This window comes from Chroococcidiopsis cubana SAG 39.79 (assembly GCF_003991895.1).
Classification (GTDB): Bacteria; Cyanobacteriota; Cyanobacteriia; order Cyanobacteriales; family Chroococcidiopsidaceae; genus Chroococcidiopsis; species Chroococcidiopsis thermalis.
On record NZ_RSCK01000008.1, the window covers coordinates 17,887 to 32,135 of the forward strand.

The 14,249-nt window shown below is 47.1% G+C and carries 10 protein-coding genes; 3 read left to right on the forward strand and 7 right to left on the reverse strand.

From position 1 onward, the window contains the following. Positions 1 to 105: 105 nt before the first annotated feature. Together DSM107010_RS42095 and DSM107010_RS07365 are read left to right on the forward strand one after the other, a co-directional pair. Positions 106 to 2,742: a heavy metal translocating P-type ATPase gene (locus tag DSM107010_RS42095; RefSeq protein WP_106168973.1), complete on the forward strand. Its 2,637-nt coding sequence runs from the start codon at positions 106 to 108 to the stop codon at positions 2,740 to 2,742. 116 nt (positions 2,743 to 2,858) lie between these two features. Beyond that, a complete protein-coding gene (locus DSM107010_RS07365; protein WP_015157263.1) occupies positions 2,859 to 3,281 on the forward strand; it encodes an FHA domain-containing protein in 423 nt (140 codons plus the stop codon). Positions 3,282 to 3,357: 76 nt separating this feature from the next. Here DSM107010_RS07365 and DSM107010_RS07370 read toward each other — a convergent pair whose 3' ends face one another. From DSM107010_RS07370 to DSM107010_RS07380, 3 genes are all read right to left on the reverse strand, one after another. Next, entirely contained in the window at positions 3,358 to 3,702 is a 345-nt protein-coding gene (locus DSM107010_RS07370) for a hypothetical protein (protein ID WP_106168974.1), read from the reverse strand. A 318-nt stretch (positions 3,703 to 4,020) separates the two neighbouring features. Next, positions 4,021 to 4,893, reverse strand: coding sequence for an IS110 family transposase (locus tag DSM107010_RS07375; RefSeq protein ID WP_106168975.1), 873 nt, complete (start codon positions 4,891 to 4,893; stop codon positions 4,021 to 4,023). 223 nt (positions 4,894 to 5,116) lie between these two features. Beyond that, entirely contained in the window at positions 5,117 to 5,917 is an 801-nt protein-coding gene (locus DSM107010_RS07380) for a dienelactone hydrolase family protein (protein ID WP_181246494.1), read from the reverse strand. Between the two features lie 192 nt (positions 5,918 to 6,109). On the opposite strand from DSM107010_RS07380, the gene DSM107010_RS07385 reads away from it, so the two are divergent. Beyond that, positions 6,110 to 6,994, forward strand: a complete 885-nt coding sequence (locus tag DSM107010_RS07385) for an alpha/beta fold hydrolase (RefSeq protein WP_106169572.1) — start codon at positions 6,110 to 6,112, stop codon at positions 6,992 to 6,994. A gap of 238 nt (positions 6,995 to 7,232) precedes the next feature. On the opposite strand, the gene purF is transcribed toward DSM107010_RS07385, so the two are convergent. The 4 genes from purF to DSM107010_RS07405 all read right to left on the reverse strand — a co-directional run bounded on the left by purF (position 7,233) and on the right by DSM107010_RS07405 (position 14,249). Beyond that, positions 7,233 to 8,708, reverse strand: coding sequence for an amidophosphoribosyltransferase (gene purF / locus DSM107010_RS07390; protein WP_371934097.1), 1,476 nt, complete (start codon positions 8,706 to 8,708; stop codon positions 7,233 to 7,235). 218 nt (positions 8,709 to 8,926) lie between these two features. Further along, positions 8,927 to 11,326, reverse strand: coding sequence for a phosphoribosylformylglycinamidine synthase subunit PurL (gene purL, locus DSM107010_RS07395; RefSeq protein WP_127022676.1), 2,400 nt, complete (start codon positions 11,324 to 11,326; stop codon positions 8,927 to 8,929). Between the two features lie 104 nt (positions 11,327 to 11,430). Beyond that, positions 11,431 to 13,773, reverse strand: a complete 2,343-nt coding sequence (locus DSM107010_RS07400) for a hybrid sensor histidine kinase/response regulator (RefSeq protein WP_127022680.1) — start codon at positions 13,771 to 13,773, stop codon at positions 11,431 to 11,433. Further along, positions 13,770 to 14,249 (reverse strand): response regulator, encoded by a 480-nt coding sequence (locus DSM107010_RS07405; RefSeq protein ID WP_106166698.1) that lies wholly within the window; start codon positions 14,247 to 14,249, stop codon positions 13,770 to 13,772. The genes DSM107010_RS07400 and DSM107010_RS07405 overlap by 4 nt, the downstream gene beginning before the upstream one ends.

Consider the following 14,249-nt stretch of genomic DNA (forward strand, 5'->3'; position numbering starts at 1 on the left):
ATTTGGTTAAAAACAATTTGTACGAATCAGCAGGCTTTCTCTACTGGTGGCAATAACGCTAGAGTGGTTACTGAGCCTTTTTTGCAAGTCACTCTTAGTTGTCATATGCAACTTGTCCCAAAAACCGAACCACAGCCAGTAGATACTAGCGCGATCGCCACGTCAACCGAAAGCATTACTCTGGATGTCCAGGGAATGAAGTGCGCGGGTTGTGTCAAAACTGTAGAAAAACAATTATCTCAACATCCCGGCGTAATTTCTGCTTGCGTGAATTTGGTGACGGAAGTTGCAGTTGTAGAGTGCGAAACTGGTGCAGTCGAACCAGCCGCCTTAGCAGAAAGATTAACGGCGGCGGGGTTTACAACGCAAGCAAGGACAGCGGAAACAGCACAAACAAACGTTGGCGAAGATGTTGAAGAAAAGCATCGCCAAAAAATGCGATCGGCACAGAGACAACTGACAGTAGCATCCATACTGCTCGTTCTCTCTAGTATCGGGCATTTGAGCGAGTTAGGCGGACCAGTCTTACCGATTTTAAGTAATATCTGGTTTCACTGCGGTTTAGCTACAGTTACCCTACTCCTACCAGCACGAGAAATTTTAGTAGATGGCTGGCGAGGATTACGTCACAACGCGCCGAATATGAATACTTTAGTGGGCTTAGGCGCACTAACGGCATATACGGCAAGCCTGATAGCTTTACTCTTCCCTCAACTGGGTTGGGAGTGCTTCTTTGACGAACCCGTGATGTTGCTGGGATTTATTTTACTGGGCAGGACGTTAGAACAACAAGCCAGAGGACGCGCCGCCACCGCATTTAGAAATTTACTTGCACTACAACCCCAAGTTGCACGATTAATTCCAAATCCAGAAAAAGTCACGTCCCAGGGACAAAATACGAGTATTGAAATTCCTGCCGATCGCGTCCGTGTTGGAGAATGGTTGCAAGTCTTACCATCGGAAAAAATTCCCGTGGATGGAGAAGTGGCGATCGGACAAACAACAGTAGATGAGTCGATGCTGACAGGGGAATCGATTCCCGTGATGAAACAAATCGGGGATACTGTAGCAGCGGGGACGTTAAATCAATCGGGTGCGATCGCCATTCGCGCCACTCGTACAGGTAAGGATACCACCCTATCTCAAATTGTGGCATTAGTAGAAGCAGCCCAAACCCGTAAGGCTCCAGTGCAGAAATTAGCCGATACGGTAGCTGGTTATTTTACCTACAGCGTGCTAACAGTTGCAGCTTTAACATTTACCTTTTGGTACTTTTTCGGCACTCATATTTGGTCTGATGTCTTAACTGTGACAGATTGGCATCACGCGCATCACTCGCTACACACTCAACATTTAGCTCATTACTACGCCACGCATCACTTCTGTACGGGCGCACAGCCGTGCGCTCCTACGCACTATTCTCCCTTATTGCTCAGTTTAAAACTAGCGATCGCGGTGATGGTTGTTGCTTGTCCCTGCGCCTTGGGACTCGCTACTCCTACAGCAATTTTAGTCGGTACGGGTATGGCAGCCGAACGGGGATTGTTAATTAAAGGTGGGGATGTCCTCGAACGAGTACACCAACTGGACACAGTGGTATTTGATAAAACTGGAACCCTAACCACTGGGTGTCCCGTGGTGACGGATTGTATTGAAGTCGGGAGTCGGCAGTCGGGAGTCGGGAGTCGGGAAGACAGCGACAAGGGAGAAGATCTAGCCACTAGCCACCAGCCACTAACCACTCACTCCTCACTCCTCACTCCTCACTCCTCACTCCTACAATTAGCAGCAGCGGCGGAAAGCGGATCGATTCATCCTCTGGCGACAGCAATTCAACAGGTAGCCAAGCAACAGGGTTTATCAATTCCAGTAGCGAGTGAATTTCATACCGCACCAGGATTGGGAGTATCTGCTGTAGTCGAAGGACAACAGGTACTCCTGGGTAATGAAGACTGGTTGACTCAACAGGGAATAGCGATCGATGAAGCCACGCAAACCCAAGCTCAAACACTTGCAGCCGCAGGTAAAACAACGATCTACATTGCTGTAGCGGGGCAGTTAGCAGGTCTAATTGCGGTGATGGATACCCCCAGACCAGAGGCAAAGAAAACCGTTGAGAGCCTGCAAAAAATGGGGCTGAGAGTCATTATTTTAACTGGAGATAGACAAGAAGTTGCGAGTGCGATCGCCCAACAACTGGGCATCAAGCAAGTCTTTGCCAACATCCGCCCCAACGGAAAAGCAGGAGTGATTCAAGAACTTCAGGAAGGTAAGCAAGAAAGCAGGGGAGCAGAGGAGACTAGGAGCAGAGGAGAAATCCAAAATTTCCCTACCCCTCACTCCTCACTCCTCACTCCTCACTCCTCAGTAGTCGCAATGGTAGGGGACGGAATCAACGATGCGCCAGCCTTAGCTCAAGCTGATGTGGGGATTGCCTTGCAAGCTGGAACAGATGTAGCGATGGAGACGGCTGGGATCGTGCTGATGGGAACGAAATTAACCGATGTTGTGGAAGCAATTCATCTTAGTAGAGCGACATTTAACAAAATTCGCCAAAATCTATTTTGGGCATTTGCTTATAATGTTTGCGGAATTCCCATCGCAGCAGGTGTATTACTACCAATATCGGGATTCGTCCTCAGTCCTGCGGCGGCGGGAGCGCTGATGGCATTTAGTTCTGTTAGTGTCGTCAGTAACTCCTTGTTATTACGTCGTTTAAAAAATAGACTCGATCTCAACTAATCGAGGTTAAACTAGGTCAAGAATGATTACTCAAGAGTGTGGTTGAGTAATGGATACCTCAAAAGGTTACATATTCTAGAGAGTCAAAACCTACAACAAATCACAACCCGCTTTCAATGCCTTCACAACCCAATCAGAACCATCTACTAATTATAGAAGACGATCAAGGGCGCAAAGAGTTTGTTTTAGACGGTCCTGTTTATTCTATTGGTAGAGACTCCCGCTGCGATATTCGGCTGTTTTCACAGTTTGTATCTCGCCGCCATGCCACTTTAGTTCGATTGCCACAGGAGGATGGCAGTTCCTTCTATCGAATTGTAGACGGTGATGCTAAGGGCAAGCCGAGTGCTAATGGATTATTAATTAACGGTCGCAAGCTTCAAGTCCACGACCTGCAAGATGAGGATGAAGTTGTTTTTGGTCCGAGGGTACGGGCAATCTACTATCTCCTCAAACGCGATACTATTCCCTCAGCGCCACTAGATGAATATGACGTGACGCTGATTGGACCCAATATGATGCCAGATTTTGACGATTAGACCAATTCGCAAAACAGCAACCTGGATGCAAACTCATGCAGGAAGGCAGAAGGTAGAAGGCTTCGATCTGAATCGACTAAACCGCAGTTTCTACTAACTGCCATTGGCAATTATCTACGATCGCCTGCTTGACTAAATTAAATATTTGGTAGCAGTGATTATCTGTTTGAAGTGGTAGTTCTTCATTTTTGACAATCAAATCTACCCGTGTTGCTGAGGTAGTAGCGGTAGTTTTATCGATGAGTGCTTCCACCTTGACTAGCTTTGAAAACGAGACTTGACCCAGACGTTCTCGCGCCATCATGTAATCGCTGTTATCGTGTTGAATATCTAAATGGCACGAGTGCAAAACTTGACTCAATAATTGGCGCAAAAACTCTACATCATCTGCAACTGTAAACGAACAAGTGTAGCGAGCCATAGCAAACACCCCTCACCTGGGTAATGGTCGCTACTATAATAGCCAAGCTTTCATTGAGTGTCCCTGAAAAATTACGTAGACACCTCCAGTCAAGTTGCTGCTCCAAAAGTCAAAAGTCAAAATTAACTTTGAGTTCTAAATTGATTTGGTCAATCAAATGGTGACTAAATGTTGGAATTGATGTTGGAACTGAAGGTATTGAGAAATTATTTCAGCAGATATTGTGGATTGCCGAGCGACAGCAAGCATCCTCAACAGCAAACTTTTAAGAGAACGCCATTGCTCGGACTATAATCCAAAATCTCAAATCTAAAATTTTTAGATTCTACCTCCGTTTAAGAAAGCTGCTAAAGCCTCTTCCCAACTGGGAATGAGTTTGGCAGTTTGCACGGAGTTAGCAGTAGCATGGGTGGATGGTTGTACTTGATTCGTGCCAGAAGTTGTGATGCGAACGATTCGCTTTTGCACGTATTCAGCAATTTTGTCATTAAAAATGCCAATCTGCCGATCGAGAAAATCAATGTGATTTAGGTGATTGGCAATTAGGAACCGATGGTGCGATCGCACGGGTTGAAAATAGGAATCCTGCGGCTGCTGCTGGCGTAGATCGATCGCGATATCGCTGACATTAGAAGTATTCGTTTCTCCTTCGGCGATCGCCACTAGTAAAGCACGGGCAGAGATGTGCATGATATCGCTAACCATAGATACGAGTTTAACGTTGGCTGATTCTAAAACTTTGTAAAGGCGATCGACCACACTCAGGCGTTCTTTGACTAAGAAATGACGCTGGCGCATCAAGTCTCGTAAGTCTCTTTGCGGTACGGGGTGAATAAAACTGTTGCGGATCAAACCATGACGCAGCAATTCGGCTAGCCATTCAAAATCCGGCGTATCGGTATTACGTCCTGGCACATCTTTGATCCGCTGGGCATTGACAACTAAAACGCTAAAATTAGCCTCCAGAATGTGATAAACCGTTTTCCAGTCTTCACCAGTAATATCTAATGCGATATGAGTCACGCCATTGCTTCCTAGCCAATCAGATAAAGCTAGTAAGTCCGGCACTTTATTGTTGAAGCTGTGCGTCTGACTTACCCTCTCTCCTTTTGAGTTTGAGGTAATACAGCACGCCAGTACAGCTTTTTTCTGGACATCCAAACCCGCACAGTAAGGGTGTATTACTTCCATATAAATCGGACAGCTAGACTAATTTAGTTAGGCTAGCGGAGCAACAGCATAGTGTGCAACTAGTTAAACTACATACTTGTATAAAAAGGGCTAAAGGGGAGTCGCAGAAGAGAGCTGAGGGAGCAGAGGGGCAGAGGGGCAGAGGGGCAGAGGAAGCAGAGGAGCGACAAACAACCATCAACCATCAACCCATTACCCATTACCCATTACCCATTACCCATTATCATTTCAAATACTGTTGAAAGAAATTCATAGTCATTTCCCATGCTTCTTTGGCTGGGGCAGCGGCGTAGCTATCGCGGCGATCGCTTAAAAAGCCATGTCCGGCGTTGGGAAAGACGGTGAGAATATAACGTTTTTTGGCTTGGGAAAGGGCTTGGCTAATACGGGCATGTTCGTCGGCGGCTATCATCTCATCATCCGCGCCGTAAATTAACATAATGGGCGATCGCATGGCATCAACTCGATCTAGTAGGGGCTTCCGCCCTATTCTGTCCACGGCGATGCCACTACCGTAAAAACTTACTACTGCTTTAAGCCGAGCGGCGTGAGCGGCATTGGCTAAAAATGCATGTCTGCCACCCATACAAAAACCCGTCACGCCAATTTTATCGGCAGCTACCTCTTGGCGTTTGGCTAAGAAGTCTAAACCTTGTCCGACTTCAGCCATTACGGTGTCGTCATTTAAAGATTTGAGTTTGGCTACTGCTGCTTGTATATCCTTGTAGTCATAAACATCGCCATGATAGAAGTCGGGGGCAAGGGCAACATAGCCTGCTTGGGCAAAGCGATCGCAGACATTTTTAATATTTGGGTTTAAGCCAAATGCTTCCATAAAAACCATGATGGCGGGAAAAGTGCCGCTGCCTTGAGGACGAACGTAATATCCCTGTAAATCTTTACCCAAAGTAACCGTTTCGCCTTTGGCTGTAGGTTTGGTTTGAGCGTTGCCCTTGCCTACCTGTACCAGTAGAGGTGTAGTAGCAACACCAGCAGATAAAATCAATAAATCGCGTCTGTTCATGAGGTTCGGTCAATAAAAAAAATAACGATTGGGATTTAGCTTAATTCGAGCGTGCATCACCGTAAACAAGTTATTCTCTTACAGCAATAATTGCTGGTACTTGGCGCTACTCTCCACGCTCAGCGCTGGCGTGTCTAGCAAAAATATGTACGATCTATAAAGACAACCATTCATAAATCTTCATACCCCCTCGTGATTACTCCGCAGCTAGCATCGACGGCATCTATCGAGAAACAGATTTGGCACTGGCAAGGCTACAAGATTCAATATACCGTCATGGGCGAGGGTAATCCCTTGATGCTCGTACATGGCTTCGGTGCTTCAATCGGTCACTGGCGCAAAAATATCCCCGCGTTGGCGGCTGGTGGTTATCGAGTCTTTGCCATAGACTTACTTGGTTTTGGTGGTTCTGATAAGCCGCCACTCAACTATACGATGGAAGTATGGCAAGAACTACTAAAAGATTTTTGGACGGAACACATTCAAAAGCCTACGGTATTTGTCGGTAACTCGATTGGGGCGTTGCTAAGCTTGATGACAGTTGCCAACCATCCAGAGATAGCTGCTGGGGGAATTTTAATTAACTGTGCGGGGGGATTATCTCACCGTCCCCACGAACTCAATCCACCTTTACGAGTGGTGATGTCGGCGTTTAATCGCTTGGTACGTTCTCAAATTACGGGAAAAATTATTTTCAATCGGGTTCGCCAAAAGCCCCAGATTCGCCGGACTTTACTTCAGGTTTACCGCAACCGAGAAGCCGTAACAGATGAACTAGTAGATATTTTACATGCGCCTTCCTGTGACCCCGGAGCGCAACAAGTATTTGCTTCCATTTTAGCTGCGCCTCCTGGTCCCACCATTGCAGAACTTTTACCGAACGTCCAGCATCCTCTCTTGGTGATTTGGGGTGCGGACGATCCTTGGACACCAATTACTGGTGCTAAGATTTTTCAACAAGTAAAGGAGAAGGGGCACAATGTTGAAATTGTTCCCATTCCTAATGCTGGTCATTGTCCTCACGATGAAGTTCCAGAATTGGTCAATGCGCAAATATTAGAATGGCTTGATAGTTAACATGTAGAGACATTACATGTATCGTCTATAGCGGTTTTCAATTGGATGCAATACACGTCTGGTAGGGGCGCTTTCTCTGTGCGCCCCTACAAATGTTATCCACACAATCGAGAATTGCTATAAACTCTTCTGGCTTATCGAAAAATGCAGGCAATAAAAAACCTGGCTGCTGCGATCGCCCGTTCAAATGAATGTATACAGTAGAGACTTTCCACAGAAAGTCTCTACTGCCTTTGGATCAAACCGACGACTTTTCCAGCATCAACTTAGAACGCTTCAGCAGTTCGGGTACGGCGACGGGATAATCGCCTGTGAAACAAGCCGAACAGAAACTATTAGGGTCTTCTCCTGTGGCTAACAGCATTCCTTCCCAACTGAGGTAGGCAAGGGAATCGACTTCAATTTGTTTGCCAATTTCTTCCACTGATTTAGTCGCAGCAATCAACTGGTCTTGATTATCCGTGTCAATGCCGTAGAAACAGGGATGAGTGACAGGAGGGGAGGAAATTCGCATATGCACTTCTGTTGCACCCGCCTCGCGTAGTGTCTTAACGAGTTTGCGGCTGGTCGTTCCGCGCACGATAGAATCATCAACGATGATGACTCGTTTTCCAGCCAAGACATCTCTGAGGGGATTCAGTTTCATTTTGATGCCTGACTCGCGCATCATTTGAGTTGGTTGGATGAAGGTGCGCCCAACATAGCGATTTTTAATCAACCCCTCGGCATAGGGAATCCCAGAGGCTTGAGAAAAGCCAATTGCGGCGGGGATACCGGAATCAGGTACGCCCATGACCATATCTGCTTCCACAAGAGATTCTTTTGCCAGTTGTCTGCCCAATCGCAAGCGATAGGTGTACAAGCTTTCATTGTGCATGACGCTATCTGGACGGGCAAAGTAAATCATCTCAAAGATGCATAGTTTGCGCTGGGGTTCTTGCGCCCAGTGATAGGAGGCTATGCCTGCCTCAGTAATCCATACTAGTTCGCCTGGTTCTACGTCTCGCAGGTATTCTGCACCAATAATATCTAACCCGCAGGTTTCAGAAGCTAAAACGTAGCGATGGGGATTGTTGCCCAACGTGCCGATGACAAGGGGACGAATGCCGTTCGGGTCGCGCACTCCCATCAACCCTGCTGGGGTTCCGACCACTAAACTAAAAGCGCCGTGGCAGCGTTTGCAAGCGGTAATTGCCCCATCTAACCAATCTTCGCCATCGTTAACTGCTTCGGCGATCGCAAAGGCGATCGCTTCTGAGTCTGTCGTCGTGTTAAAGTTACACTGCCGCTGGAGTAATTCGTCTCGTAAAGCTTTAGTATTGACTAAATTTCCATTATGTGCTAAAGCAAAACTGCCTAAGCGAGTTTCGACCACCGCAGGCTGGGCGTTCACTACCCGACTAGAGCCAGTAGTAGAGTAACGGGTATGACCGACTGCCATCCTACCAGGCATTTGTTGCAAAATTGACTCGTTGAAGACTTGAGAAACCAGCCCCATTTCTTTGTGTAGGTGAATTGTCGTGCCGTCAAACGTAGCAATTCCGGCTGACTCTTGCCCTCGGTGTTGTAGGGCGTACAAACCGAAGTAAGTAAGTTTGGCAACGTCCTCTGCGGGTGCGTAAATGCCGAAAACGCCGCAAGCTTCTTCTTGCTTGTCAGAGGGTTCTGAAGGATGAAGCGATCGCATGTCCATACTGTGACTTACATCCTGCATACTTCCTGAAGTGGGCTGGTAGAAATCCATGCTACAGTGTTGCTCCTGAGCGGCGAGTTGACTTTGTGGAATTGACTTGGCGAACTAGATAATCCAAACTCATGAGTTTGAAAACATTAACTAATACTTAAAAAAATGTTAATCAAGATACATACAACAGTATCGTCATAAATTTTGTTAAGAGCAAGATTTTGGTCAATTATTTTTTTGTCACTTAGCTACGGCAGGGTAGCTGAGTCAGATAGCCGCCGTTCGATAGCGTTGAAAAAGCGATCGCGCATCATCTCAATCGTAGCGGTTATAATTGCCTGTCGGTCGGTTGTGAAAACCTGTAAATCTTGGGTAGGACTGCCGACATGACCGAGTTTTTGCCAGTTATCTCCCAGTTGCTCTGCTAAATAGGATTCCCAGACTTGTTGATGTTGTGGTGAGACGGAAACCAAAATTCGCGCCCCACCTTCACCAAATAAAATTTCATCCCAGCGTTGCGGTAAATCGTCGGTTAACCCCAGGTTAATTTCAGCCCCCAATCCAGTACTGATGCAGGCTTCGGCAAGGGCGACTATCAATCCACCTTCAGCAACGTCGTGCGCTGACTTTACCCAACTTTGTTGAATGCCTTCTCGACAGGTAGCTTGGACGCGCCGTTCGAGGTCAAAGTTTACTTGGGGTGGCTTTCCGGCGACTATGCCGTGAATTATGGCAAGATATTCGGATGCACCCAGTGTGATTTTAGATTTCAGTGGAAGTCCCAGAAGATAAATAATATCTCCTTCGGTTTGCCAGCCTTGGGTACAGGTTTTAGATAAGTCGGGAATTAAGCCCACCATCCCGACTACGGGAGTAGGGTAGATTGGTTGTGGCTTGCCTTCAGAGTCGAAGGTTTCGTTGTACAGGGAGACATTTCCGCCAGTTACGGGGGTTTGAAATTCTTGGCAGGCTTCTGCTAAACCGCGACAAGCTTCGCCAAGTTGCCAATAACCAATTGGTTTTTCAGGACTACCAAAATTGAGGTTATCTGTCACCGCAACTGGTTCCGCCCCTACACAGCTCAAATTACGGGCGGCTTCTGCAACAACTGCCTTTGCACCTTCATAAGGATCGAGGTAGACGTAACGCGGGTTGCAATCGACTGTGGCGGCTACGCCTTTGGAGAATTCGGAATTCGGAGTTCGGAATTCGGAATCATTTTTGACTTTTAACTTTTGACTTTTGAATTCTTCTAATGGGCGCAATCTGACAACTGCGGCATCTGCACCACCGGGAAAGATGACTGTATTATTTTGGACTTGGTGGTCGTATTGACGATAAACCCAACGTTTAGAGGCGATCGTTGGGGTATCGAGTAAAGTTAGTAATATCTGGTTCCAATTTTGGTGCTGACCTTGGATGTTAATTCCAGCAATGGTACAGGTTGGTAGAGATTCAGCCTGCCACTCCCAAGCTTTACGGGCATATTCTGGCGGTTCGCTCAATATTTCTCGGTGGTAGAGGGGTGTGTTTTCTGCCAATGCGTTAGCAGGAATTTCAGCAGCTACCTTGCCCTGAAATAAAATTCTGACAATTGGCTCCTCAATTACCGTACCAGCCACGACAGCATGAAGTCCCCAACGGTGGAAAATATCGATTAATTCCTGTTCTCTACCCTTGTGGGCGACAAATAACATTCGTTCCTGAGATTCCGAGAGCAGATATTCATAGGGAACCATGCCCGTCTCGCGCACGGGAATTCGATCGAGGTCGAATTCAATGCCTACCCCGCCTTTAGCCGCCATTTCGGATGTCGAACAGGTAATCCCTGCTGCACCCATATCTTGGGCTGCAACGACAATTCCAGTTTTAAATGCTTCTAAACAAGCTTCAATTAAAGATTTTTCTAAAAACGGATCGCCCACTTGCACGGCGGGACGGTCTTGTTCTGACTCTTCGCTCAATTCTGCACTGGCGAAACTCGCTCCTTTCATCCCATCGCGTCCGGTGGTGGAACCGACATATAAAACTGGATTCCCCGTACCAGATGCTCCCGATTTGACGATCTCCGGCGTTTCCATCAATCCTAATGCCATCACATTGACTAAGGGATTACCAGAGTATGCCGGATCGAAATAAACTTCTCCCCCGACTGTGGGGACTCCCACACAGTTACCGTAATGAGAGATTCCTGCAACCACACCGTTGAATAGCTGTCTGGTACGAGCATCATCTAAGGAACCAAAGCGCAGAGAGTTAAGTAAGGCAATGGGACGCGCCCCCATCGTAAAAATATCGCGCAGAATGCCTCCGACTCCAGTTGCAGCCCCTTGAAATGGTTCTACGGCTGAAGGGTGATTGTGCGATTCAATTTTAAAAGCCAGTTGCAGCCCGTCACCCAAATCGACAACACCTGCATTTTCGCCTGGTCCTACCACAATGCGTTTACCAGTAGTAGGAAACTGTTTTAATAGCGGTCGAGAATTTTTGTAACAGCAATGTTCCGACCACATCACACCAAACATGCCTAACTCTGCTTTATTAGGGTGTCGTCCCAGTCTTCTGACAATTTCTTCGTATTCTTCCGGCTTAATGCCTTCAGCAGCGATTTCTTCAATGGAAAAAGGTGCGGCAGGAGTGGCAGACATAAGGACGTTGCGCAAAGAGAACAGAAAATCATTCTATCTCTATCTCTATATTTGTTGATGGTTGATGGTTGTTGGTTAACTGATAACTAGTCACTGGTCACTGGTCACTGGTCACTGATTAATTGCCCGATCGCTTCTACTAATTCATCGGAAACGACTGGTTTGGCAAGATGAATTTGAAAACCTGCGGCGATCGCGCGATCGCGGTCTTGTTCTCTAGCATATGCTGTTAAGGCGATCGCAGGAATTTTTCCGCCTTGTTCTGGAGGTAATGTCCTGACTTTCTGGATAAATGTATAGCCGTCTGTGGCTGGCATCCCAATATCGCTCACTAAAATATCTGGTAGCGATTTTTCCAACGCTTCTAGTGCTGCTACTGCCGAATCAACGACGATTGACTGCGCCCCATATTCTTCTAGAGTCAGTGCTAAAAATTCTCGCGTATCGCGATCGTCTTCTACGACTAATACTTGTATGTTGTTGAGTCGGGAGTCGGTACGGGCGCACGGCTGTGCGCCCGTACAGGGGAGTTGGGTGTCATTAATTCCGAATTCCGAATTCTGAATTCCGAATTCTACTGTCTCTAGCAGGGGTAACATAACTCTAAATGTTGCTCCCTGTCCGACTCCTAGACTTTCGGCGCAGACTGTTCCCCCATGCAGTTCTACCAAGTGACGTACTATTGCTAAACCCAGACCTAAACCGCCATAACTGCGAGTAATCGATGCATCTGCTTGGCGAAAATAATCGAATATATGGGGCAAAAATTCAGCACTAATACCAATTCCGGTATCTGTAACTGCGATTTGGGCGTAGTTAGTTGTTGGTTGTTGGTTGTCGATCGTAGACGCTAACGCTAAACTCTGTGAAGGTTGACAGTTGACGGTTGATAGTTGTTGCTTCTCTGCTCCTCTGCCCTCTTCCCCCTGCTCCCTGCACTCCCAGGTTCCCTGCTCCCTGATAGTTGTTGTGGGCGCTACTGTTGATAATTGCAATTTCACTTCTACGCGCCCGCCGGATGGAGTGAATTTGATGGCATTGGAAAGGAGATTCCAAACAATCTGCTGCAACCGACTCGGATCTCCTAAGACGATTGGTTGTTGGTTGTTGGTAGTTGGTAATTGAGAGTGGCTAGTAGCTAGTGGCTGGTGGCTAGAATTGCTTCCTTGTCCCCCTTCGCCCCCTAATCCCCACTCCCTTCGGTCGTGGGGTCCCCGAGTTCCCTCTTGTCCCCCTTGTCCCCCTTGTCTCTCTTCTCGACTCCCGACTCCCGACTCCCGACTCCCTGCTCCCTCAAACACTAGTTCGATGCACTTAGTTTGAGCTGAGAGACCAACGGTTTCTAAAGCATTGGTAATGACTGTTTCTAAATTGATAGGTTGGGGATTGAGGGTGAGTTTGCCGCGAATGATGCGCGAGATATCTAACAAGTCTTCAATCAACCGAGTCTGTAATTGAGCGTTACGTTCGATCGTTTCTAGGGCGCGGTTGAAAATCTCAGGGCTGAATTTACGAGTCCGTAATAATTTCGCCCACCCCAGGATTGCATTGAGGGGCGATCGCAATTCGTGGGACAGTACGGCTAAAAACTCGTCTTTAACTTGATTTGCTCGTTTAAGTTCCTCGGCTTGCTGTTGCAGTTGAGCTTCTCGCGCTCGTAATGCTTGTTCTGCAAGTTTGGACTGGGTGATATCGCGGGTGATTGCTAGTAAGGTTTGCACCGAACCGTCTGGATTAAATTCTGGTACGACTCGCGTTTGGTAATAACGAATGCCATTGCCCGGTGCGGGAAAATCATATTCAAAAAAGTCTTCTTTTTGAGTTGCAAAGACTTGGCGCAAACTCGACTGCCAAAGCGTACAAATTTCTGGTGATACACCCACTTCAGCATGAGTTTTTCCAACATACATTTCGGGTGGCTTGCCTGTAGCTTGTGCGACTACCGGATTCACGTACAGATGACGCAAATCTCGGTCGAATCGAGCAATAATATCGGGAGAATTTTCCACCAAAGCGCGAAATTCTTCTTCGCGACGGTTGAGTTCTGCTTCGGCAACAACACGGGCGCGACGTTCTGCTGCTTCGCGTAGCGATCGCTCTACGGCAGGAATCAGGCGTTCTAAGCGTTGTTTCAGTACGTAGTCAGTTGCACCACCTTTGAGGGTTTCAATTGCCACTTCTTCGCCCATTGTGGCTGTCACGAAAATGAATGGCACGTCTGGGCAGAGCTGTCGAGCCATGCCCAGGGCAGAAATGCCATCAAAACCAGGCAAGGAATAGTCAGACAGAATCAAGTCAAACCCACCCCGTTCGAGTGCCACTTGAAACTCCGAACGGGTCTTCACTTGAATCGATTCGCACTCAATCTCGCTTTCTGCAAGTAACGCAGTAATCAGTTCTGCATCCAGTATGCTGTCTTCTAGAATCAGAAACTTGAGTGACATCATTCTATTCCTTGATTTGGTCGATCGCTACGAGCGTTAGACAGTGAACCAGGAGGCGGCTCGTTAATAATTGCCCAAAACAGCCCTAAACCTTGAATTGCACCCACAAATTCACGAAAATCAATTGGTTTAACTACATAAGCGTTTGTACCTAATTCATAACAGCGAGTTAAGTCTTGTTCTTCGCGGGAAGAAGTCAAAATCACTACAGGCACGGTTCTCAGAAATCTATCTGCTTTCAATTGCCCTAGAACTTCTATCCCATCAACCTTTGGTAGTTTTAGATCGAGTAGCACCACAACGGGATTGCCTTCACGTCGCAATCGATACACGCCTCGGCGGTACAAATAATCTAAAGCTTCTTCGCCATCGCGGACAACGACGACTTCGTTACCTAAATGGTTTTCTGCTAGGGCAGTCAGGATTAACTCTACGTCGTTAATGCTGTCCTCCACCAGGAGAATGCGCTTTAATTCCAT